Annotated in this window: 20 protein-coding genes; 8 read left to right on the plus strand and 12 right to left on the minus strand. The window is 44.3% G+C overall.

Translation table 11 applies throughout. The features are described from left to right. Positions 1-126: 126 nt before the first annotated feature. The 4 genes from GCA01S_RS02010 (at position 127) to GCA01S_RS02025 (ending at position 2,197) form a co-directional block, all read left to right on the plus strand. Positions 127-555, plus strand: a complete 429-nt coding sequence (locus GCA01S_RS02010) for a hypothetical protein (protein WP_042406884.1) — start codon at positions 127-129, stop codon at positions 553-555. A 68-nt stretch (positions 556-623) separates the two neighbouring features. Further along, positions 624-989, plus strand: a complete 366-nt coding sequence (locus GCA01S_RS02015; protein WP_042406888.1) for an STAS domain-containing protein — start codon at positions 624-626, stop codon at positions 987-989. Then, positions 976-1,464, plus strand: a complete 489-nt coding sequence (gene rsbW / locus GCA01S_RS02020; RefSeq protein ID WP_017436940.1) for an anti-sigma B factor RsbW — start codon at positions 976-978, stop codon at positions 1,462-1,464. Before GCA01S_RS02015 ends, rsbW begins: the two co-directional genes overlap by 14 nt. Continuing rightward, complete coding sequence (locus GCA01S_RS02025) at positions 1,424-2,197, plus strand: sigma-70 family RNA polymerase sigma factor (protein WP_042406890.1); 774 nt, start codon at positions 1,424-1,426, stop codon at positions 2,195-2,197. Before rsbW ends, GCA01S_RS02025 begins: the two co-directional genes overlap by 41 nt. Before the next feature lie 41 nt (positions 2,198-2,238). On the opposite strand, the gene GCA01S_RS02030 is transcribed toward GCA01S_RS02025, so the two are convergent. From GCA01S_RS02030 to GCA01S_RS02040, 3 genes are all read right to left on the minus strand, one after another. Continuing rightward, on the minus strand, positions 2,239-4,194 hold the full coding sequence (locus GCA01S_RS02030; protein ID WP_042406893.1) for an MASE3 domain-containing protein: 1,956 nt from the start codon (positions 4,192-4,194) through the stop codon (positions 2,239-2,241). Positions 4,195-4,467: 273 nt separating this feature from the next. Continuing rightward, the gene (locus tag GCA01S_RS02035) at positions 4,468-5,436 is read right to left on the minus strand and encodes a phosphotransferase family protein (protein ID WP_017436943.1); all 969 of its coding nucleotides are present in this window, start codon (positions 5,434-5,436) and stop codon (positions 4,468-4,470) included. Between the two features lie 52 nt (positions 5,437-5,488). After that, a complete protein-coding gene (locus tag GCA01S_RS02040; RefSeq protein ID WP_017436944.1) occupies positions 5,489-6,703 on the minus strand; it encodes an acyl-CoA dehydrogenase family protein in 1,215 nt (404 codons plus the stop codon). Positions 6,704-6,795: 92 nt separating this feature from the next. Here GCA01S_RS02040 and GCA01S_RS02045 point away from each other — a divergent pair, with 92 nt between their 5' ends. The 4 genes from GCA01S_RS02045 (at position 6,796) to GCA01S_RS21250 (ending at position 11,467) form a co-directional block, all read left to right on the plus strand. Then, complete coding sequence (locus GCA01S_RS02045) at positions 6,796-8,283, plus strand: sigma-54 interaction domain-containing protein (protein WP_226911512.1); 1,488 nt, start codon at positions 6,796-6,798, stop codon at positions 8,281-8,283. 169 nt (positions 8,284-8,452) lie between these two features. Continuing rightward, on the plus strand, positions 8,453-9,226 hold the full coding sequence (locus tag GCA01S_RS02050; RefSeq protein WP_017436946.1) for an SDR family NAD(P)-dependent oxidoreductase: 774 nt from the start codon (positions 8,453-8,455) through the stop codon (positions 9,224-9,226). Positions 9,227-9,259: 33 nt separating this feature from the next. Then, positions 9,260-10,858 carry a class I adenylate-forming enzyme family protein gene (locus GCA01S_RS02055; RefSeq protein WP_017436947.1) on the plus strand — a complete coding sequence of 533 codons (1,599 nt, stop codon included), beginning with the start codon at positions 9,260-9,262 and terminating at the stop codon, positions 10,856-10,858. Positions 10,859-11,260: 402 nt separating this feature from the next. Next, the gene (locus GCA01S_RS21250) at positions 11,261-11,467 is read left to right on the plus strand and encodes a hypothetical protein (protein WP_332832255.1); all 207 of its coding nucleotides are present in this window, start codon (positions 11,261-11,263) and stop codon (positions 11,465-11,467) included. 68 nt (positions 11,468-11,535) lie between these two features. Here GCA01S_RS21250 and GCA01S_RS02060 read toward each other — a convergent pair whose 3' ends face one another. The 9 genes from GCA01S_RS02060 to GCA01S_RS02100 form a co-directional block, all read right to left on the minus strand. Next, entirely contained in the window at positions 11,536-12,918 is a 1,383-nt protein-coding gene (locus GCA01S_RS02060) for a glycine--tRNA ligase (RefSeq protein WP_017436948.1), read from the minus strand. Positions 12,919-13,226: 308 nt separating this feature from the next. Next, entirely contained in the window at positions 13,227-14,051 is an 825-nt protein-coding gene (locus GCA01S_RS02065) for a glycosyltransferase family 2 protein (RefSeq protein ID WP_042406898.1), read from the minus strand. Positions 14,052-14,139: 88 nt separating this feature from the next. After that, positions 14,140-15,336, minus strand: coding sequence for an MFS transporter (locus GCA01S_RS02070; protein WP_042406902.1), 1,197 nt, complete (start codon positions 15,334-15,336; stop codon positions 14,140-14,142). Positions 15,337-15,457: 121 nt separating this feature from the next. Beyond that, positions 15,458-15,793, minus strand: coding sequence for a DUF3147 family protein (locus GCA01S_RS02075; RefSeq protein ID WP_017436951.1), 336 nt, complete (start codon positions 15,791-15,793; stop codon positions 15,458-15,460). Further along, positions 15,781-16,206, minus strand: coding sequence for a MarR family winged helix-turn-helix transcriptional regulator (locus GCA01S_RS02080; protein WP_017436952.1), 426 nt, complete (start codon positions 16,204-16,206; stop codon positions 15,781-15,783). Before GCA01S_RS02080 ends, GCA01S_RS02075 begins: the two co-directional genes overlap by 13 nt. Positions 16,207-16,311: 105 nt before the next feature. After that, positions 16,312-17,931 carry a M20/M25/M40 family metallo-hydrolase gene (locus GCA01S_RS02085; RefSeq protein WP_042406905.1) on the minus strand — a complete coding sequence of 540 codons (1,620 nt, stop codon included), beginning with the start codon at positions 17,929-17,931 and terminating at the stop codon, positions 16,312-16,314. Positions 17,932-18,008: 77 nt separating this feature from the next. Then, on the minus strand, positions 18,009-19,454 hold the full coding sequence (locus GCA01S_RS02090) for a glycoside hydrolase family 32 protein (protein WP_017436954.1): 1,446 nt from the start codon (positions 19,452-19,454) through the stop codon (positions 18,009-18,011). 33 nt (positions 19,455-19,487) lie between these two features. Further along, positions 19,488-20,861: a sucrose-specific PTS transporter subunit IIBC gene (locus tag GCA01S_RS02095; protein WP_017436955.1), complete on the minus strand. Its 1,374-nt coding sequence runs from the start codon at positions 20,859-20,861 to the stop codon at positions 19,488-19,490. A 183-nt stretch (positions 20,862-21,044) separates the two neighbouring features. Next, positions 21,045-21,875, minus strand: a complete 831-nt coding sequence (locus tag GCA01S_RS02100; RefSeq protein WP_042406908.1) for a PRD domain-containing protein — start codon at positions 21,873-21,875, stop codon at positions 21,045-21,047. Positions 21,876-21,895 lie beyond the last annotated feature (20 nt).

Consider the following 21,895-nt stretch of genomic DNA (forward strand, 5'->3'; position numbering starts at 1 on the left):
TTCAGAGAGGAAGATAAATTCCATTTCCCCCTTTTTCTTCTCCTTAAAAAATATCCACCATAGTTGCTGTTTCAATATTTTAAAATATGGGTAAATCTGTTGTAAACATTGAAAGGGAGTGGTTTGATGGCCGTTGTTGCTGTTTTTGCGAAAACATCGGAAGCCATTCGCGCCATTCACGCATTGTTACAGGCCGCCCTGCCAAAATATCGCCTTGCGATCGCCACGGCGGATGAGGAGGCGGCGAAATATATCCAAAACGAAACAGGCGTGACTGTATCCTCTTCTTTTGACCGAGCCCATCTTTTCGAGAACATAAAGCATAGCCACTCAAGAAGCATATTGTTAGTGATTGATGAACCTGTTCATGAGAGCTGGATGGACATTTTGGAAAAATGCGGTGTCACCGTGCAAACAAAGGAAAGCCAAGAATTGGTCAGCGGCTATATGACGAATAATGAAAAAGACGTCAAGTTGCTCGGAAAACAAATGGAAAAACTGCGAACCAATAAAGAACTACAAGCGTACGGGAAAATACCGGATCCACTGCAATAGCCCAATTTATGGTATGATAATGATATAAACAAAAAGCATCCATCATTCGGCAATGAGGTGAACAGACAATGAACACGAAACTGTTTGACGTGATTCATGAGGAACAGAGCGACAGGCATGTCATCTATGTAAAAGGCGAGCTCGATTTGGCAAGCGCTGAACAATTCCGAAACATCGCCGAACCGCTGGCCAATGATAAAACCAAAACGCTTGTCATCTATTTGAAGGATTTAACCTATATTGACAGCACCGGAATCGGTATTTTTGTATCATTACTAAAACGGCGCCAGCAATTGCAAGCTCCTGTTTTGATTGAGAACATTCCGCCGAAAATACAACGTTTATTCGACCTTACCGGCGTCTCCCGCTTTTTTGCGGCAGAACGTGAAACAACAAAACAGAAAGGACAGAAGGCGAACGATGAAAGAGTTTGAACAAGTTGTGCAGCTATCGATTCCAGCGAAAGCAGAGTTTATCGACTTAGCACGCCTTTCGTTATACGGAGTGGCGGCAAAAATGGGATTTTCCTACGAAGACATCGAAGACATGAAAGTCGCCGTCTCGGAAGCGTGCAATAACGCCGTGCTTCATGCCTATGATGATGAAACCGGACGCATCGATCTTCGTTTCGAAATGCAGCCCGATGCCATCCGCATCATCGTCAAAGACTATGGGAAAAGCTTTAACTACGAACAAGAAGCAAAACAGGCGGCATCCCTTCACCATCAATCGTTAGACGCTGCGAAAATCGGTGGTCTCGGTTTGTTTATGATGCAGGCATTGATGGATCAAGTAGAAGTATTAACGATTGACGGAACGGAAGTTATTTTAACCAAATTTCTCAATCGGAACGAAGGAGAGCATAACCATGAATTCATATCCTCCTCTTCCATCCAAGAGCAACCTTAAGCAGCTTATTCGCGATTACCAAAGGACGAAGGCAGAAGAAGCCGCGACCAAGTTACTGCTTCATTTTGAACCGCTGATCATCGCCGCCGCCAAAAAAATGTCGCGCAACCGCCCCGATCTTTACGAAGACTTATTCCAGGTTGGACGCCTTTCTTTTTTAAGGCTGCTGGAGCATTATGACCCAAACCAAGGGACAAACCTGAAGCCGTATGTGATGAAAAGCTTGATCGGCTATATGAAAAACTATTTGCGCGACAAAGCATGGTATATTCAAGTCCCACGGAAAGTAAAAGAAAAAGGCGCCAGAGTGCAACAAGCGATTGACGAGCTAACCATGAAGCTGGAACGCTCTCCGAATGTCGAAGAAATTGCCCGATATTTAGGCTTATCCGTTGAAGAAACGATTGAAATTTTAGCAGGTCGCGAGCATTATCAAGCCATTTCCATGGATGCGCCGCTGCAGGATGGAAAAAAAGACGCGAGCACGATTGGCGAATTCGTCGCCGACGAAACGGATGATTTTGAAACACTGATTAACCGCCTCGACTTAGAAGATGCGATGCAAAAGCTAAGCGAACAAGAACGGCTCATACTGAAGTGGATTTTCCACCGCGGCGAAACCCAGCGCTCTATCGCGAGCCAACTTGGCATTTCACAAATGACCGTCAGCCGCATTCAAAAGCGAGCCATGAAAAAGCTCAAACAATGGTTAGCAGCCACCAATACATTGTAACGGCACAAAAAAAGAGAAAAGGATCCCTTTTCTCCTTTTTCTCATTTGCGGCGAAGCAATAGCAATGTCTGATCGTCTTTGATCTCGTATTGATGATATGCTTTTACTTGTTCATACAAATCATGAATGATTTCTTGCGCCGATTTTGTCGTATCGATTTTCTTCATCATCTCGGCCAATACAGAAAAGTCATCCCCTGTTTCGCTGTCTCGCCGCTCTGTCACCCCATCGGTATATAACAAAATGATATCCCCTGACTCCAGGCGGACAGACTTCGTTTCAAAGGCAAACTGCGGAAACAGCCCAAGCGCGCATCCTTCTGTCGCCAGAGGCACGCATTCATGCGTTTCCGCCCGATATAAAAGGCCTGGCTCATGCCCCGCGCTTGCGTAGGAAAATGTATGGTTCTTTTCATTGTAATTTCCAACAAACATCGTGACAAACATGGACGCCTCCGTATAGTCATACACAAACCGATTTAATAAATCCAAATAAATATGCGGCTGCGTTCCGTAATGAAGAGTGCGGTCAAGAATAAACTTCATTAACGTCATCAGCATCGCCGCCGGGATCCCTTTTCCCGACACGTCAGCGATGCCGACGGAAAAGGACGTCTGGTGAGCGGAAAAATGGTAAAAGTCGCCGCTTAAAATGCGGGCAGGAACGCTTAATACCCCGACATCCACATAGGAAGGCAGTTTCATCTCCTTTAGGTCCTGGAGAAGGGATCGCTGCATGTTGGCGGCCAGCGACAGCTCCAAATCAAGCTGCTGCCGCTCGCGTTCCAACCGCTCCTTTTCTTTTTTCTCCGTCATATCGCGGAATACGACCACCATGCTCGTCAACGTCCCGTTTTCCAACACCGGCGCCAACGTATAGCTCACCGGCAAATACGTTCCGTCTTTGCGGCAGAATTCCTCTTCATCCACGCGGATGACTTCCCCGTTTTTTAACGGCTTAATCAGGCGAATAAGATCTTTGCGGCTCCACACGTCACTTGTCGAGCCGACGCGGTATATAAATTCAAACAGCGGCTTATTCCTCGCCTCGGCAAACGACCAGCCTAACAGCCGCTCCGCTTCCGGATTCATCCATACGATCCGCCCTTCCCGGTTTAGCATAATGACCCCTTCGCCAAGGGCATTGGTCATCATTTCAAGCTGTTGTTCGTGCTGCTTCAACTCAATATATGGCTGTTCAATATTTTCTAAGTAAATACCTCTCATGAAATACAAAAAACCGACAGCCTTATAAATATGGGCCCATAGCGCGTATAAATCGTTAACGCCGACATCCATCGCCAGCTGGCATTCGCAAAGGATAAAGAAAAACAAAGCAAGCAACAAATATAACAGCGCTGGCGACCGCCGCTTCCGATAGCGGCGGAATATCCAAATCATTGTCGCGGCGTGAATGAAACATACCGCATATTCCATCCCGTGTTTCCAGAGCGTTGTTCCTTTTCCCTCCACAACGACAGCTGGCAACATCGAAGAATATAAATAAACGACGACAATCATCGCAACCGTATATACAAACGAAAAGAAAAATGCATGGAGCCGGTGGTCGCTCGGCTGCTCTATCACTTCATCCGGACGTGAAAAAATAAACAACAACCCTAACGCCTCGGTACTCCTTGCCAATATCCAAAACCAAACCGACTCATGAAACGACGGCTGCGTTAAAAACGGCGGCATGCCCGGATAGGTCAGCGTATGAAACCAATCCAATATCCCAACGGAAAAAAAGAGCGCCGCCAGCCATAACCGCTGCATCGACAGCGTATGCGGAAAAATCATCCACCCTTGAATGGCGATGGAAAAGGAAACAACAATGCTAATAAACTCTAAAATTAGATGAATAGAAACATAGCTCGTCCCGTCGTAAAACGGCATCAACTGCTCATACCCAACGCGATGCAAAAAAAAGAAACAGAGGGCAAACGCGGCAAGCGATAAATGAACGCGTTCAAAACGATATACATTTTTCAGAATCACAAATGCGGAAACCTCCATGCCTGTTTATATTAGGTTTATTATAACATAGGTTTTTTGGGCAAACCTATAAGTGCATCGTCCCCTTCACAGGCATCAGAGATGGTAGTTGCGCATGGCAGAGAAACAGCCCCCAAACAAAGTTCCTTTCCAAATACCCCAGCAAATTCACTAAGGCCCGCCCATTCATCGTTGGCGTAGGAAGTTTTCAAATCCATACATAGGACTTTATTTTGGCAAAAAAAAAAGAAGTAACGCTAGTATCATGACAATAAATCATAAAATATTGTTTTTTTGTGTTGCCTTTTCTGCCTGCAACATTAAATTTTTAATACCTATATTAAGGTTGGCAAATCTTTCATCGTCTACTTCTCCTGATTTATAACGGTAATATATTTGCTGCAGCACTGCAGCTATTTTGTAAAAAGCGAAACTAAGATAATAATTAAGGTTTGAAATGTCTCTGCCGGACGCTTCAGTATATAAAATGGCCAACTCTCTTCTTGTCATAAAACCGGGTTGATTAGTTACAGCCGTCAAGCCGGTTTCTTCATCTCCTTCTTCTGTCCAATAAGCAAGGCTGATGGCAAGATCTAAAAGAGGATCTCCGATTGTCGACATTTCCCAGTCCAATACGGCAGTAATCTGATTAGGGTTTTCAGGATTAAACATAATATTATTTAATTTAAAGTCATTGTGAATAATGGTCACATCTGTAGAATTCGGTATATTGTCAACCAACCAGTTTTCCACTTTTGCCACAAACGGCAAATCATCTGTTTTGGATTGTCTATAACGTTGAATCCAGCCATTCACTTGCCGCTTTAAAAACCCTTCTGGTTTTCCCAGTGAATCTAAATTATTTTTATAAACATCAATATTATGCAAATCGACTAATTCTTGAATAAAAGCTTTAGAAATTTGCTGCTTTATTTGAGGATTGTTCCAGTTAGCAGGAAGGTACTTATCCAATACAGCTCCTTTTTTGAATTCCATAACATAAAAGTGTCTATCCATTATATTTGGGTCTTCACAATATAATAAAGGTTTTGGCGCTTTTGGGTATACAGAATAAATTCTTTTTAACAGGTTATATTCACGTTTCATATCATGTGCTTTTGCTGGCAATTCTCCAAAAGGAGGTCTTCTTAATACCCCCTCCCACTGGCCAATGCGCACCAAATATGTTAAATTTGAGTACCCGGAAGTAAACGGTCTGACCTCCAATTCCCCGACTTCATCCATCAGATTTAGCTCTTTCCTTAAGTACTCTTCAACACGGCTCCAATTAATTCGTTTACTTATATTTTGGGGCACAAAGATCTCCCTCCATGTTTTGCTTAAACTCTTTGATCATCGAGCGGGCAACAACCATGCGATGCACTTCATCCGGCCCGTCATAAATTCTCGCGGTTCTTGCTTCACGGTAAAATCCTTCAAGAGGAGTATCGCCTGTTACCCCGAGAGCTCCATGTACTTGAATTGCCCTGTCAATAACATTATGGAGAACTTGGGCGCCAAAAAATTTTATGGCGGAAATTTCTTTTCTTGCCTCGTACCCGGCATCCATCATCCACGCAGCCTTTAAAGTCATTAAACGGAAAGCTTCAATTTCAACCGTAGAATCCGCAATAAAATTTTGGATTGTTTGATAATCGGCTAATCGTTTTCCGCGTGTCTCCCGTTTTAATGCATAACCTATCATTAAATCTAGGCTTCTTTTGGCTATGCCTATCCAGCGCATAGCATGCGTAATGCGCCCTGTACCAAGCCTCAACTGAGCTAATTTAAATCCTTCCCCGCGCGGTCCTAATAAATTTTCTTTTGGAACTCTGCAATTGGTATATCGAACTTCGCAATGGCCTCCTGTGAAATGGTCGCCAATAACCGGGATCTCCCGGACAATTTCAAACCCAGGGTTATCGTGATCCACTATAAACAAGCTAAACTGTTTATGAGGAGGAGCATCTGGATCAGTCTTTGCCATGACAATGGAAAAACTTGAACCGATGGCGCCTGTAGTAAACCATTTATGTGCATTAATCACCCATTCATCTCCATCGAGTACTGCGGTTGCTTTTAAAAGCCGCGGATCGGATCCAGATACTTCAGGCTCCGTCATTGCAAAGCAGGAGCGAATATCTCCATTGACAAGTGGATATAAATATTTACGTTTTTGTTCTTCTGTACCTGCGTGCCATAATATTTCGCTATTGCCTGCATCAGGAGCCATTGTACCAAAAATATAAGGTCCTATAGGGCTGCGTCCAACCACTTCAGAGAGCAATGCCAAAGAAACAAGCCCTAAGCCCGCTCCTCCTGCTTCTTTTGGCATATGAGCCGCCCAGAGGCCCATATCTTTCACTTTTTGTTGAAGCGGTTTCAGGATTTCCGAAGGCAAACCTCGATGCGGAACCATATGCTTTTCATTTGGATATACATATTCCTCCATAAATGCTGTAGCTTTTTTGATCATTTCTTCTTGCTCAGATGATGGACTGAAATTATACATACGACCACTCCTTGACTTTTTTATAAGAATTTACATGCATTTTTTATGCCAAATTAAAGTTAAATACGTATTCCAACTTTTACATTAAGAAAATGATGAAAAAAGTAATCAGACAATTTATAATATTATTAAAAAAGGGAGGGGTAATTATTAAAAATTTGCTTACGGATCCAGAGAAACTCCAAAAACATATTCAGAAGCTAAATACGGAACTGAAAGAGTTGCGAGAGAAAATAAAGCTATATGAGGAAGCCATTAATGCCAGCTATGATCCAATTTTTATCGCAGACAAGAATGGATATGGGATAAAAATGAACGAAGCGTACACCCGAGTTACAGGCATAACAGAGGATAAATTAATTGGCCGGCACCTGAAAGACGTTGTGAGAGAGGGAATTATATCCGAATCAGTTTCCCTAAAAGTTTTAAAAGAGAAAAAAAGGGTGACAATCATTCAAAATGCAAACGGAAAGGAACTTTTAGTTACAGGCAATCCGGTTTTTGACGAAAACGGGGATGTTTCCTATGTTGTGACAAATCTCCGAGATATATCCACTTTAAAGAACTTAGAGAAAGAATTAAATCAAACAAAAGCGCTTGCAGAGAAGTATTTACAGGAACTAAGGCTTTATCAAAAAAAGGAAGATGTTATCCATCATGAGGGAGTTATAGCAAATAGCAGCCAAATGTTAAACGTCATTAATTTAGCGCAGAAAATCGCGCCATTTAACTCAACCGTCTTACTGTTGGGAGAATCGGGTGTTGGGAAAGAAGTGATAGCAAATCTTATTCAGAAGTTAAGCAATCGATCAGATAAACCGTTTATTAAAGTGAATTGTGCAGCTATTCCAAAGGAATTGATTGAATCTGAGTTATTTGGTTATGAAAAAGGTGCTTTTACCGGCGCCGACAGCAGAGGCCGCCCAGGCTTATTCGAACAGGCACACACTGGAACTATATTTCTTGATGAAATTGGGGAAATGCCGCTGCAGCTTCAAGGAAAGCTCCTCAGAGTATTGCAAGAATTGGAAGTTACCAGAATCGGCGGTCGCCGAACAATTAAAATTGATGTTCGTATCATATCCGCAACTAATAAAGATCTGGAGTCTTTGGTACAACGGGGTGAATTTCGCGAGGATCTTTACTATAGATTAAATATTATTCCGATCAAAATTCCTCCCTTGCGTGAACGCCAAGAAGACATCCCTCTGCTTGCGAATTATTTTTTAGATAAAGCAAACAAAAAATATAATCTTAACAAACAATTAACGGACGATGCCTTGCTTGCGATGAAGGCGTATTCGTGGCCGGGGAATGTTAGAGAAATGCAAAATTTAATTGAACGGCTCGTCATTACAACGGAATCAGATTATATCCATTCCTCTCATTTGCCTTTTTCCAATCCATCCTTTTATGAATCCCAGCCTGTACAAAAAACAATGAAAGAAGTCATTCAAGATATAGAGAGAGAAATGATTATAAAAGCGATTTCAGAATATAAAACAACAAGAAAAGCAGCAAAGATTCTTGGAATCAGCCAATCCGCTTTAGTAAAAAAAATGCAGCGATTAGGTATATAGCTTTACTGATTCCTTTTTTCATCAATGATTCTTTAAGGAATCATTTTTTTATTGTGAGCAAAAATATATTTATTAATAATATTAATAATTTTTTAAATATTATTATTGGCATGCAAATTGCATTTAATTAAGTGAAGAAAGCTGATTTTAAAAAAGGAGGTGTAAAAATATGGATTTAAGTCGTTTCCCTTCCTTTCGGCTAGATGGAAAAGTTGCGCTTGTTACAGGTGGAAGCAAGGGAATTGGTTTAGCAATGGCATGCGCCCTCGGAATTCATGGCGCAAATGTTGTTATTGCCAGCCGCAATGCTGACGATTTGCAAAAAGTTGCAGAAGATATGAATAACCAAGGTTTGAAATTCTCATGGATACAAGCAGATGTGACTGATAAAGAAAGAGTCAATGATATGATTGACCAAATAGTTGAACAGCACGGCCGATTAGACATCTTGGTGAATAATGCCGGAATGAATATTAGAAAGCCACTTATTGAAGTAGAGGAAGAAGATTGGGATCAAGTATTAAATACTAATTTAAAAGGCATATTTTTAGTCGGCCAAGCAGCCGCAAAACAAATGATGAAACAAAGAAGCGGAAAAATCATTAATATCTCTTCGATACTTGGCGGAATCGGAATGCCGTTTCAAACGAGTTATGCAGCCAGCAAGGGAGGCATTAATCAATTAACCAAAGTCTGGGCAAGCGAACTTTCTCCTTACAACATAAATGTTAATGCGATAGCCCCGGCTTATATAAGAACGCCAATGACAGGCGCTTGGCTTCAAGATGAAGAACGATATAAGGAAATTGTTAGGAATACAATGATGAATCGGATTGGCGAACCTGAAGATGTAGCCGGCCCAGTTGTCTTTCTTGCGTCTGACGCAGCAAATTATATAACAGGACACATTCTGTATGTAGATGGTGGATGGACTGCTAAATAAATGAAGCGCAGCTTGCGAAACGGGGGGAATCTTATGATTATCGAAGGGCAATTATACGGACGGAGTGTGAAAATGTTCGCTGAAAGACCATCTAACGTATATGAAATGTTGGTCGATTCGGCGAAAAAATTTCCGACAAAAGAAGCGCTTATTAAAGACGATGTACGCTTAAATTATACGGAGTTAAAAAAACAAGTAGATATAGTGGCTGATAACTTAATTCAGAAGCAAGTAAAAAAAGGGGATAGAATCGCGCTATTGCTCGGAAATGAAATAGAATTTGTTTTAACTGTGCTAGCATGTGCTAAAATTGGCGCTGTTTTTGTGCCGCTTAACACAAAGCTTACAGCGAACGAACTGATATATATGATTACAAACTCTGGGGCAAAGATTCTGATAACGGATAGCAGACTTGTTAAACCATTAGAAGACTGGTTGATCAACAGCAAATTTATTCCATACTGCTATTTAATCGATGATCATCAACCGTTGAAAAATATGTACTCGTTTAAAAATGAGCTTCTAAAAGAACCCCTTGAATCTGAACCCGTATATACGGCGCCATTAGAAACAGAAGCGCTTTATATCATGTACACTTCTGGAACAACCGGACTGCCAAAAGGAGCTGTCGGCAGCCATATTAACGCCATCCACAGCTGTCTGAGCTACAAATATGTTTTAAATACAGATCATCATGTGCGCACCTTAATTGCTGTTCCGCTATTTCATGTTACAGGCCTTATTGGCCAGCTTCTCCATGTAATTTTAGTAGGTGGGACAGCAGTCTTAATGGATCGTTATCGAACGGAACCATTTATTCGATTAATAAATGCTGAAAAGATTACTTTTTTATTTAATGTGCCGACAATCTATATCATGATGATGTCTCATCCATTATTTAAATCTTTTTCTTATGATTTTGTACAAATAGTTGCGTATGGCGGCGCCCCTATGTCCAAGGAAACCATCAAACAATTAAAAACCTATTTTCCAAACGCTTCCATGCATAACGCCTATGGCGCTACTGAGACAACTTCGCCGACCACTATAATGCCTAAGAATTATCCTGTTGAAAAAACAAGTTCTGTGGGATTACCTGTTCCAGTGGCTGACTTAAAAATAGTCAATGACCATGGTGCTGATTGCGGCCCAGCTGAAATCGGCGAATTGTATATTAAAGGACCAATGGTGATTAAGGAATACTGGAATAATAAAGAGGCTAACCTCACTTCTTTTAGCGAAGACGGCTATTGGAAATCTGGTGATATTGCTTATATTGATCAAGATGGCTTTGTTTATATTATGGATCGGAAAAAAGATGTGATTAATCGCGGCGGTGAGAAGATATATTCAGTCGAGATTGAAAATATTTTATATGCTCATCCAAAAATTCTTGAGGCCGCAGTGGTAGGAGTTAAAGATCCCTTGTTTGGAGAAGAAGTAAAAGCCTATATCGTGAAAAAGCCAGGCGAGGAACTAACTGAAGAAGAAGTGATTGCTTTTGCACGCAAATACCTTTCTGAATTTAAAGTCCCAAAACAAGTAGAATTCATTGAAGAACTCCCTCGAAATCCTGGGGGAAAAATCTTAAAAAATAAACTGATTGAGATGTCCATGACAAATAAATCATGACAGATATTATTTAGAAATAAAACCATTCCTAAACGATTACAAGAAATGGCTTCTGTCTATCCCAAACAACATTTATGGTATTTGAAGATAAAAACGAAACTTCTGATCAAACGTTTTAGGAGAAAATGCGGCGTCCAGTGAAGCTGAATATGTTATTAATCAGCAGTTTTGAAAGCGTTATCAAAAATATGCCTGATGAAATGAGAGACGAATCCATTTTACGCTTTCGTTGTTCTATAAGGATGGATACAATATTTCTCCTCAGGCAAAGATAAGCTTGAAAAGTTCAAAATTCCAGAGACGGTTCATTTTACAAATGTCAGAGAGCTTGGAAGAGGTTTTATAATCAAATCTTCTAGTAGTGCCAGTCAAATTATTTTACAGTGCCCTTTTTATGCAGGGATTATGGAGATGATGTCCACATCTGGATTAGCCGAATGGTTATCTAACTTGTTTACTAAGTTCTCCATCCATGAAACACTCCCGTTATTCGGGCAATCCCGCTGCTTGCCATCGCGGGTCTCAGAATCAGAGATATTATGGGGTTTACCACTATATGTAGGTATAGTTGCGTCTGTATTTATGCTAATTTTATATAAAAAACATTAAACATATCCTCTTAACATAAAGATTTAAAAAACCAGCGCATGCAGAAAAGCGCTGGTTTTTTCTTTCCTTTAAAATTGTATCTTTTCTTCCAAAAAGCTTTTTAGCTCCGCAATCGGAATGCGCACTTGCTCCATCGTGTCGCGGTCGCGCACCGTCACCATGCCGTCCTGTTCGGAATCAAAGTCGTACGTGATGCAGAACGGGGTGCCGATTTCATCTTGACGGCGGTAGCGTTTGCCGATCGAACCGGACTCGTCATAATCCACCATGAAATATTTCGACAGGTCTTCATAAATGCGGCGCGCGCCTTCCGATAGCTTTTTCGACAGCGGGAAGACGGCTGCTTTATAAGGGGCAAGCGCCGGATGCAAATGCATCACCGTCCGTGTCGTGCCGTCTTCGAGCTCCTCTTCGTCATAGGCGTCAATCATAAACGCGAGCGTGACGCGGTCCGCGCCAAGAGACGGCTCAATGCAGTAAGGGACGTACCGTTCATTCGTTTCCTGATCGAGATAATGGAAATCTTCGCCGGAATATTCCATATGCCGTTTCAAATCGTAATCGGTTCGCGACGCGATGCCCCACAGCTCGCCCCAGCCGAACGGGAATTTGTACTCGATATCCGTCGTCGCGTTGCTGTAGTGCGACAGCTCTTCCTTCGTATGGTCGCGGAGGCGGATATTTTCCTCTTTCATCCCTAATGACAACAGCCATTGTTTGCAAAACTGTTTCCAGTAATTAAACCATTGCAACTCTTCGCCAGGCTTGCAGAAAAACTCAAGCTCCATTTGTTCAAATTCGCGGGTGCGGAACGTAAAGTTGCCTGGCGTAATTTCATTGCGGAAGCTTTTGCCGATTTGCGCGATGCCAAACGGCAGCTTCTTTCTCATTGTGCGCTGCACGTTTTTAAAGTTGACGAAAATGCCTTGCGCCGTTTCCGGACGCAAATAAATCTCATTGGCACTCGATTCGGTGACGCCTTGATATGTTTTAAACATTAAGTTAAATTGGCGCACGTTCGTGAAATCATGGCTGCCGCATTCCGGGCACACGATGTGATGCTCTCGAATAAGCTCTTCCATTTTCTCAAACGGAAGTCCGTCGACCACGATTTCGATTCCTTTTTCTTTTAGCGCATTTTCAATCAGCTTGTCGGCGCGGTGGCGCGCTTTGCACTGTTTGCAGTCGACCATTGGATCGTTGAAGTTGCCTAAATGGCCGGACGCTTCCCACGTTTTCGGGTTCATTAAAATCGCCGCATCCAAGCCGACGTTATACGGGGATTCCTGGACAAATTTTTTCCACCATGCCCGCTTAATGTTATTTTTTAATTCCGTTCCTAACGGGCCGTAATCCCATGTGTTCGCCAAACCGCCGTAAATTTCTGAACCAGGAAAGACAAAGCCGCGATGTTTGGCGTGGGCTACGATTTCTTCCATTGTTGCTGCCATCTTCGCTTCCTCCTCCACATTGCTTTTTTTCGAAAACAAAACGCCCTCGCCACTAGGCCTGATGCCTAGGGACGAGAGCGTGACTCCCGCGGTTCCACCCTAGTTGATGCGATCGTCTCGCATCCACTTTTTGAACGAGCAACTCCGGACTGCCGTTTCATTAACCATCTTCACCGGGCTTCCACCATCCCCGGCTCGCTAGCGAAGAGAGGGTTAACTACTATTGGTCCATCATCGTTACCATATATCCATTTTGCTAATTATAATAGCAAAATCGCAAAACGCTCGTCAATGGCCCGCCGCATTTTTTACACGCGATTTTGCAGCTCGGCCAGCCTAGATACGATCGGAGACCCGTCCCATATCACTTCGCTGTTGGAGCGCCGCTTTTTCACCTCCGGCTCTTCAAGGAGCAGCCAAAAGTTTTTCATCGGCAAGTCGCCAAGCCCATGCTTTTCACTTAACCGGTTTAAGTACATGCGCCGCTTGTCATTCATCTGTCGCGACAAGTTGTCGCCGTTGTCCGCAAAAGCGTACAATACGCTCGCCACCGCGACACGTTTGACGCGACACGCCGCGGACACGCGTAAAAAAAAGTCCCAGTCCCAATAATGGTGAACATACGGATCGAAGTAGCCGAGACAGTCATGAATCGCTTTTCGGTACAAACTCCCCGACGGCACATAAGTCGAAAATTTCCGCATCGCTTCCCGGTCATATTCATAAGCGAATAAAAAGCGGGCCGTCGGGATGCGCTGATTGTTTTCGACTCGATAATGGAAAATTTCCACATCAGAATAGACAAAATCGGCATCCGCGATTTCTGTCACCATCCGCTCCATATGAGACGGAAGCAGTAAATCATCGTCATCGCAAAGCATGACAAACTCCCCGTTTGCCGCTTTCACGCCGATATTTCTCGCCTCGACATGTCCGATATTGTCGCGACAATGAATGAGATGGACATCGAGTTCCGGGTATAGCGCGACAATGTCGTCGACGCGCTCGCCGTCGTCATTGATAAGGACGACTTCAAAATGCCGATACGTTTGCCTGCTTAATGACTCTAATAGCTCCGCGAGCGGGTGCGGACGATTATAGGTAGGAACGACAACCGATACAAGGGGACGCAAGCCTGTTCACCGCCTCTCTTTTTCTCCACACAAAAAAGAAGGAGCAATTATCCTTAAAGGTATAGCTCCTTCCCTTTTTTGTCAACTGTTATGCCAGCTCTTGCTGCTTCGTCTCTTTGCCTAGCACCCAGACGGCGATTACGCCAATAAACACTGACAGGCAAAACACCGCGAAAATGGTGGTGATCGCGGTATGCTGGGCGACAAGATAGCCGACAAAAATCGGACCTAAAATGCCGCCAAGACGGCCAAACGATGCGGCCATCCCTGCTCCTGTGCCGCGAATGGACGTCGGATACTGCTCCGGCGTATAGGCATATAACGCCCCCCAAGCGCCAAGGTTGAAAAAGGAAAGCAAAATGCCCGAAGTCATCAGCTGTGCAAGGGAGTCGGCGTTTCCAAAGAAGTACGCGCTGACGGCGGTGCCGATTAAGTACGTGACGAGCACAAATTTCCGACCCGCTCGTTCAATGAGCCATGCGGCGCTGAAGTAGCCCGGCAACTGCGCCAGCGTCATAATCAAGACATATTCGAAACTTTTAATGAGACTGAACCCTTTCATCACGATCACGCTTGGCAGCCATAAAAACATGCCGTAATACGAGAAGACGACGCAAAACCAAAGCACCCACAGCATGATCGTTTCTTTACGATAAGGAGTCGACCAAACTTTCACGATATTGTCCCATACCGTTTCTTCTTTCCGCACGCCCGCAAACCGCGGCGAATCCGGCAAACCCCAGCGCAAATAGAGCGCGTACAGCGTTGGGACGGTCGCAAGCAGCAACGCCATTTGCCATCCGTATTTCGGAATGACAAAGTACGAAATGAAAGCCGAGACAAGCCAGCCTCCCGCCCAAAAGCTTTCGAGCAGGACAACGACACGTCCCCTGTCTTTCGCTGGGACACTTTCTGCGACAAGCGTCGATGCGACCGGCAATTCGCCGCCCAAGCCCATGCCGATGAGAAAGCGCAGCACTAAAAACGCCGCCAATGTCGTCGTCAAAGCAGATAGCCCGCTGCCGACGGAAAACAATAAAAGCGTCAAAATGAATACATTTTTTCTGCCGATCCGATCGGCTAACAAGCCAAATAAAAGCGCGCCGACCGCCATTCCGATCGAGTTGACGCTGCCAATCCAGCCCATTTGTTCCACCGTCAACCCCCAATCTTTTTGCAACGCCGCCATAATAAACGACAACATGCCGACATCCATCGCGTCAAACAGCCAGCCAAGTCCGGCCACTCCTAACAGCTTCCGCTGCGAAATTGCCTTTTGATTCATGTCAATCCCCCTATTATTACAAGTGTAAAGACACTTTCTTACCTCATTATAGGGGGTTTTAGCTGTTTATTCAATAAAGATGGTGTTTAGTTTTATCATGGAAATATGGGCAGTTTTTGATTTATAGATGTTTGGATATGATGTTCTGCATGAGCAAAGACATTCCCCAGGCGCCGATGCCAAGGGCAATAGATACGATCAGGGGAAAAGAAGCCCTTAAACATAAGGCTGTGACTAGCAGCAAAAAAGTGGTTGCCGGAAATCCCCATAATACGCCAAATAAAAATTTACTTAAATGTTGTGTTTCCTCCCCTTGGAAATACAACCAACATAAACTTAATAAACTGACTAGCGGCAATGCCGCGATTATTCCCCCGAACTTCGGATATATTTTTGCTACTTCTGTGATAATACTAATCAAAACAGCGGAAACGATTACTTTAACTAACGCAAACATTTTTTTGCTCCTTCACTGAGAATCGCAAACGCTTTTCGAATCAGTTCGGCATCGCATGGATCCATTTGTACCAGAACTTTTTTTAATTTTTCTTTGTCTAATCGGGTATGCCGATATAAGATGTGCCTTCCTTCCTCCGTTAACACAACAAATACTTTTCTCTCATCAAGACTGCCTCTTTTTTTACTAACCAATCCTTTTTTTATCAACCGCTTTGTATGTTCGGAAGCCGTGTTATGAGATACTGCCAAATGTTCTGCTAAATCTCCAATTGTCGCCTCTCCGTTTTTTTCAATATACTGCAATAAGCGAATGGCTTGATGTGTAAGATTGTCCTTGTTTGTATAGTGCAGCAAGTAATAAATATCGGTCCATTGCTCGTTAATCATTTCGATCATGTCGTCAATCTGCATCTTTATCGCTCCTCCTTTAAATATATCTTAATATACGATATAATCTTAAGTAAAGATATAATAAAAAGAGGATAAGCCATTGACTTATCCCCTAGTTATGCCAGATTATCTTGCAAATACTTCTTTAATTGTATACTCCAACCACGCTTTCACCGTCGTAAACGCAAACGGAACATTGAGGCGTTCTGTCCATTGGTGGGCGTCACGCCCGACTGGACCGACATTGAGCACCGGAACTTGAAATTTCGCCAGCGCGTCAAGCGGCAAATCATAGCCGCGGTTCCAGAGCGGCATATTGTCGGTAAGCCCTCGCAAGGAAGCAGGCGACTGCTGCAGACCGACGTAGCTTAAGTCGGAGATGCCGCCGAAATAATGCTGCTGCACGAGCGAAACTCCATGTGTTTCTTGCGCATACGTTTTTAGCTTGGCAACAAGCTGCCCGATAAGCGGATCGGCGCTGGAATTGACGGCAGGATAATATGGCGGCGCGTAAAACAGGACGATCATCGGCGCGAAAGCTTTGCAAAGCATCGCCAGCTGATCGACGAGCGCGATCGTCTTCTCGCGTTCGTCTTTGTTCGTATTCTTCGCCAAAATGTTGGCTTCCAGCTCCTCCACTTTTATCTTTCCAAACATCTCTACCGCTTTTTTTCTTAGCTCGGCAAACGTCCATACATGGACAGCAAGCGATGTTGGCGACGATTGTTCCAGCTTGGCGAAGCGGGATGCCTGAACGTGGTACCGTTCTTCGATTCGTTTCGCCGCGCGCTTAGCCACTTCCACAAGCGAGCTCGTCACGTCATCGAGCGATTTTTGCTGCAAAAACAAATTAAATAATGTCACGGCGCGATGCGGTATTTGTACGGAGTAATCCTCTTTCAAATCGGTTTGCCACAAATTCGTCGGCGGCGGGCTGACTTCCCCGCTAAACACTTCGCAAAAATCGGTGTTTAACTCCAGCTCCGCCGCGATTTGCGACACCATAAAATTCGCGTTCAACCCGGCAAGCGGCTCGCCGACATGTGTTTCTTTCCCGTAACAATAAAAGCCCGGCAGCACTTTTCCAATCGAACCGGTATAAATATAATTCGTTTTGTCGCCCGGATAGCGCGTAAACATTGGCTCTGAATTCAAGACAAGCCGATACGTTAGGCCATATGTTTCTGCCATCTCCATAAGCACCGGCACCGCCGCGCGCATTCCGACCGAATTCACTTCCTCATCGGGAACGGTAAGGAGCAGTAAATTTCCATCAAACTTTCCGTGGCACGCTTGCTCGATCAGCGCCATATGAAGAGCAAGACCGCACTTCATATCCATCACGCCGCGGCCAAACAGCCATTCTCCTGCTTCCATGTCCGCCTGCACGTCCGCAGGAAGCTGCGGTTTCTGTTCGTAAAACCGCTTCGTCAGCTCCTCTGGCGAAAAGGCGGCATCCTTCCATGCTCCGTAATCTTGCACATCGACGACATCAAAGTGGCTGAGAAGAATGACGGTGTCGCGCACTTGTTCCGCTTTTTTTACAAGCGCTGTTACAAAATAGCGTCCGTCCCCAGTCGGGTGCAATTGGACAAGTTCATTAATTCCCCGGAAATAATCAAGGGTGAGCAGTTGGTCCGCTATATATTGCGCCAGCCGCACTTCCGCTTCTGTCCCGCTGATGCTTGGATATTGGACTAAGCGACAAAGCAGTTGTTTCAATTGCTCGGTTGTTTGCCATTTCATACCCATCCCCCATTGCCATCATTATTTCTTTTATTTTAGCAAAAAAAATAACGCCGCAACCTATCGTCATTGCGGCGCTACAAACTCCATTTTTGGATGTCGAAAACAAGGTGTCCATTTGCGGCAAATGAAATCGTTTGATTATGTTTATACGGGAAAAACCGTGCGGTAAATACTTCTTCCCCTTTATTCACAAATACCTCCATCGAGGACGTGTCTAAAAACATATGCAGCGAGTGCAAACGTTCCAAACGGCATTGTCTTTTTTCCGTCAGCCCGTTGGCGAAACTTTTGCGCTCCAATGTCAACATGCGTTCATCGCTATGATAAATAATGCGTGCCGTATTGCGAATAGCAATTTCCATTATGCCCCCTGATAGACAAATATTCTCTAGATTAAGCTCGATAACATCCCCGCTGATTCCTTCTAATATCATTTCTTCGTTCGCGATCGTGACATTCGAATATGCAATTTTATCCTTGCGCAACATTTGCAGCTCTTCAACCGGTGTTTGATATAACTTGCCATCTTTCAGTTTCAACTCACGCGGCAATGTTAGCGCATGAACCCAGCGATGTGCAATGGTTGGATGCTTATCTTCATCCTGATCAGGAACTCCCATCCAAGCGATTAAAATGCGCCGTCCTTTTGCATCCAGCATCGTCTGTGGAGCGTAAAATTCAAAGCCGCGGTCTAATTCGGCAAACGGCCCGTGAAGAAATTGGGCCGTTTCGTAATCAAGACGGCCGACAAAATAACCGGACTGATGCACGTTTTGATAGCGCATGGCTTCCGCTTCCAGCCCTTGAGGGCAGACAATCAGCACTTCTTGCCCATCTAATTCAAACAGGTCTGGGCATTCCCACATGTAGCCGAACTTCCCTAGCTGCCGCGAATTTCCGCCTGTTATAGGCCCGAGATGTTCCCAGTCACGGAGGTTTTGCGAACGGAATAACACCGCTTTGCCATCGAGACTCTCGCTTTGCGCGCCGACAATCATATACCACTTATCGCCTTTTTTCCAAACTTTCGGGTCGCGGAAATGCGCCGTATAGCCGTCCGGAAGCGTCACAACAACCCCTTTTTTCTCAAAATCAATGCCGTTTTTTGACACAGCCATACATTGGTACGTCTGGCGGTTGCCATGTTCATCCTTCACATTTCCCGTGTAAAACAACGTTAAAACACCATCATGGTCAATGGCGCTGCCGGAGTAGCACCCATCTTTGTCATACCATTCGCTTGGGGCCAGTGCGATTTTCTCTTGTTTCCAATGAATGAGGTCACACGATGTATAATGCCCCCAAAATTTTGCGCCATGCCCAGTATGAAATGGCATCCATTGATAAAACACATGATACACTCCATTCCAATGAATCAATCCGTTCGGGTCGTTCATCAGCCCGACCGGGGGCATTAAATGATACTGAAGACGATAGTAATCTTTTTCTACTTTATCGCGATATTTTTCGATTTCCCTATACGCCTGTTCGATCTTCTCCCGTTCTGTTTCTGACTTCATATTCGCTCCCCCTCGTATTATCCGGCGCCTTGTTTATTCTTCCTCGCGAAATCCAAGCAATAACGTGGCAATAAACGCCGATCCGACCGCAATCGCAAATCCAATTAAATAGTTGATGAGGTTTTGCATTCCTTCTGGCGCCACGATCGCAATCATCGGAATGCCCGTTAACCCGTAGGCGTTCGCAACGACGTTTGTGAATACGACATATGCCCCTCCGAGCGCGCCTCCAATGGCCGCAGCAATAAACGGCTTGCGGTACTTTAAGTTCACCCCGAAAATCACCGGCTCAGTAATTCCGAGGAAGGCTGACAATGCGGATGGAAGAGCCACCTCTTTTGTTTTTACGAGCTTCGCTTTCACAAATACGGCCAGTCCGGCCCCGCCCTGTGCGACGTTGGCCATCGACCAAATCGGCAATAAATAGTTGACGCCAAGTTTCGCCAATAAATTGGCTTCGATCGCATGGAAGCTATGATGCACGCCGGTAATGACAATCATCGAATACAAGCCGCCAAAAATCAGCCCCGCCAGCGCCCCGCCGTAATGGTAAATAAAGTTGAGCACCGTCGTAATTCCATCACCAAGCAAGTTGCCTAACGGACCGATGGCTAAAATGGTAATAAATCCGGTGGAAATGACCGTCACAAATGGAACGACAAGCAAGCTGACCGCGTGAGGTACGACTTTCCGCAACCCGCGCTCGATTTTACACATGACATAAGTAGCAAGCAAAATCGGAACGACTGTCCCTTGATAGCCAACCATGGCAATATCAAAACCGAGAAAATGCATATAGTTCGGTTTTGCTTCCGCTAATCCCCATGGGTTCAACAGCGCCGGATGGGTCATAATCCCACCGATGACCGCCCCTAAAAACGGGGTGCCGCCAAACTCTTTTGCGGCACTAAAGCCAATTAAAATCGGCAAAATGATAAAAGCTGCACTGGAAAACATATCGAGCAACACATACAATGGGCTGTCAGGCGCAACCCATTTGAACGCTTTCATCATTCCTAATAGTCCCATGAGTAAACCGCTGGCGACAATCGCCGGAATAATCGGAACGAAAATGTTTGATAACGTTTTCGCCAAGCGGGCTAATGGATTCATTTTTTGCTTGACCGCTTCTTGATGAACATCCGCGCTTACATGTTGCAATCCTGCTTCTTGTACAAACGAGTCGTATACTTTATTGACAACGCCGGTACCAAAAATAATTTGATATTGCCCGGAACTAGAAAACGCTCCTTTCACTCCCTCGATGTTCTCAATCGCTTTTGTATCCGCTTTCGTGTCATCTTTTAACACTAAGCGAAGCCTTGTTGCACAATGGACGGCGCTGATGATGTTCTCCTTCCCGCCTAATAACGGAATGAGTTGTTTTGCGACGCGTTCGTAATTCATTTGCGAACCCCTCTCTTTTTTATTTTTGAAGAAAAACAAAAAGACCTAAAACATACAAAGGGCAGCATATGACAGAAACAATCTGCCATTCCCTTCATACGTTTTAGGTCTTGCCTGCCTGTGCAGTAACAATCCCGCAATATTGTTTTCTTATCTGCATTGTAATTCGTTTCTCCCAGTTTGTCAACGCTTTCGTAAACGTTGAATGTGAAGGGCAATATAAGCCAGCTCCGCGTCTGGAAACTCTAGGCCATATTCGCCTTTTGCGTGCTCCGCCATCTTCTGCGCGCAGGCGAATTCTTTCCCATACTTTGTTTGAATGAGCGCCAGCATCTCTTCATCCATCGAGTGCAGAAGCTCTCCGTTTTCTATCCGATTGATCGCAAACCGCAAATGCGTAAGCAGCCGCTGGTAGGAAATACTATCTTCGTCAATGGGAATGTCCAACTCTGCCTGTATAATGTCAATCATTTCACGAATGAGCGTCGTTTGCCGCAGCGTTTTGTTCATGCTGGCGGCATCCATTTTCGCCGTATGAATGTGAAGGGCGATATGCGCCGCTTCATCGTCTGGAATTTCAATGCCGAGCCGTTCTTGAATCAATTGTTTGGCCCATAACCCAATTTCATACTCCGTTTTGTATAGCACTTTAATTTCATTAAGCAATTTATTTTGGATGCGATACCCCTGCTTGAGCCGTTCAATAGCAAATGACAAGTGGTCGGTTAACGCGATATGAATATGATTGTTTAATGGCGCTTGCAACTTTCCTTCTGCATAACTGATGATCTCTTCCGCAATCTCGATATGCTCTTCCGGCAATGTCCGCAATAATTGTTGAAACTTTTCGTTCTCCTCTTCCATAACGAAAATTTTCTCAATTTTTGCCGGGGGGATAATGTCATTTTTTCGCTTTTGAAACCCGATGCCCGCACCCATAACAATTTTTTCTTTTCCGTCATCCAACACGACGACCGCATTGTTATTTAAAATTTTGTGGATTCTTAATGCCATCATGCCATCCCCCGCCCGAT

Source organism: Parageobacillus caldoxylosilyticus NBRC 107762 (assembly GCF_000632715.1).
GTDB classification, from domain to species: domain Bacteria; phylum Bacillota; class Bacilli; order Bacillales; family Anoxybacillaceae; genus Saccharococcus; species Saccharococcus caldoxylosilyticus.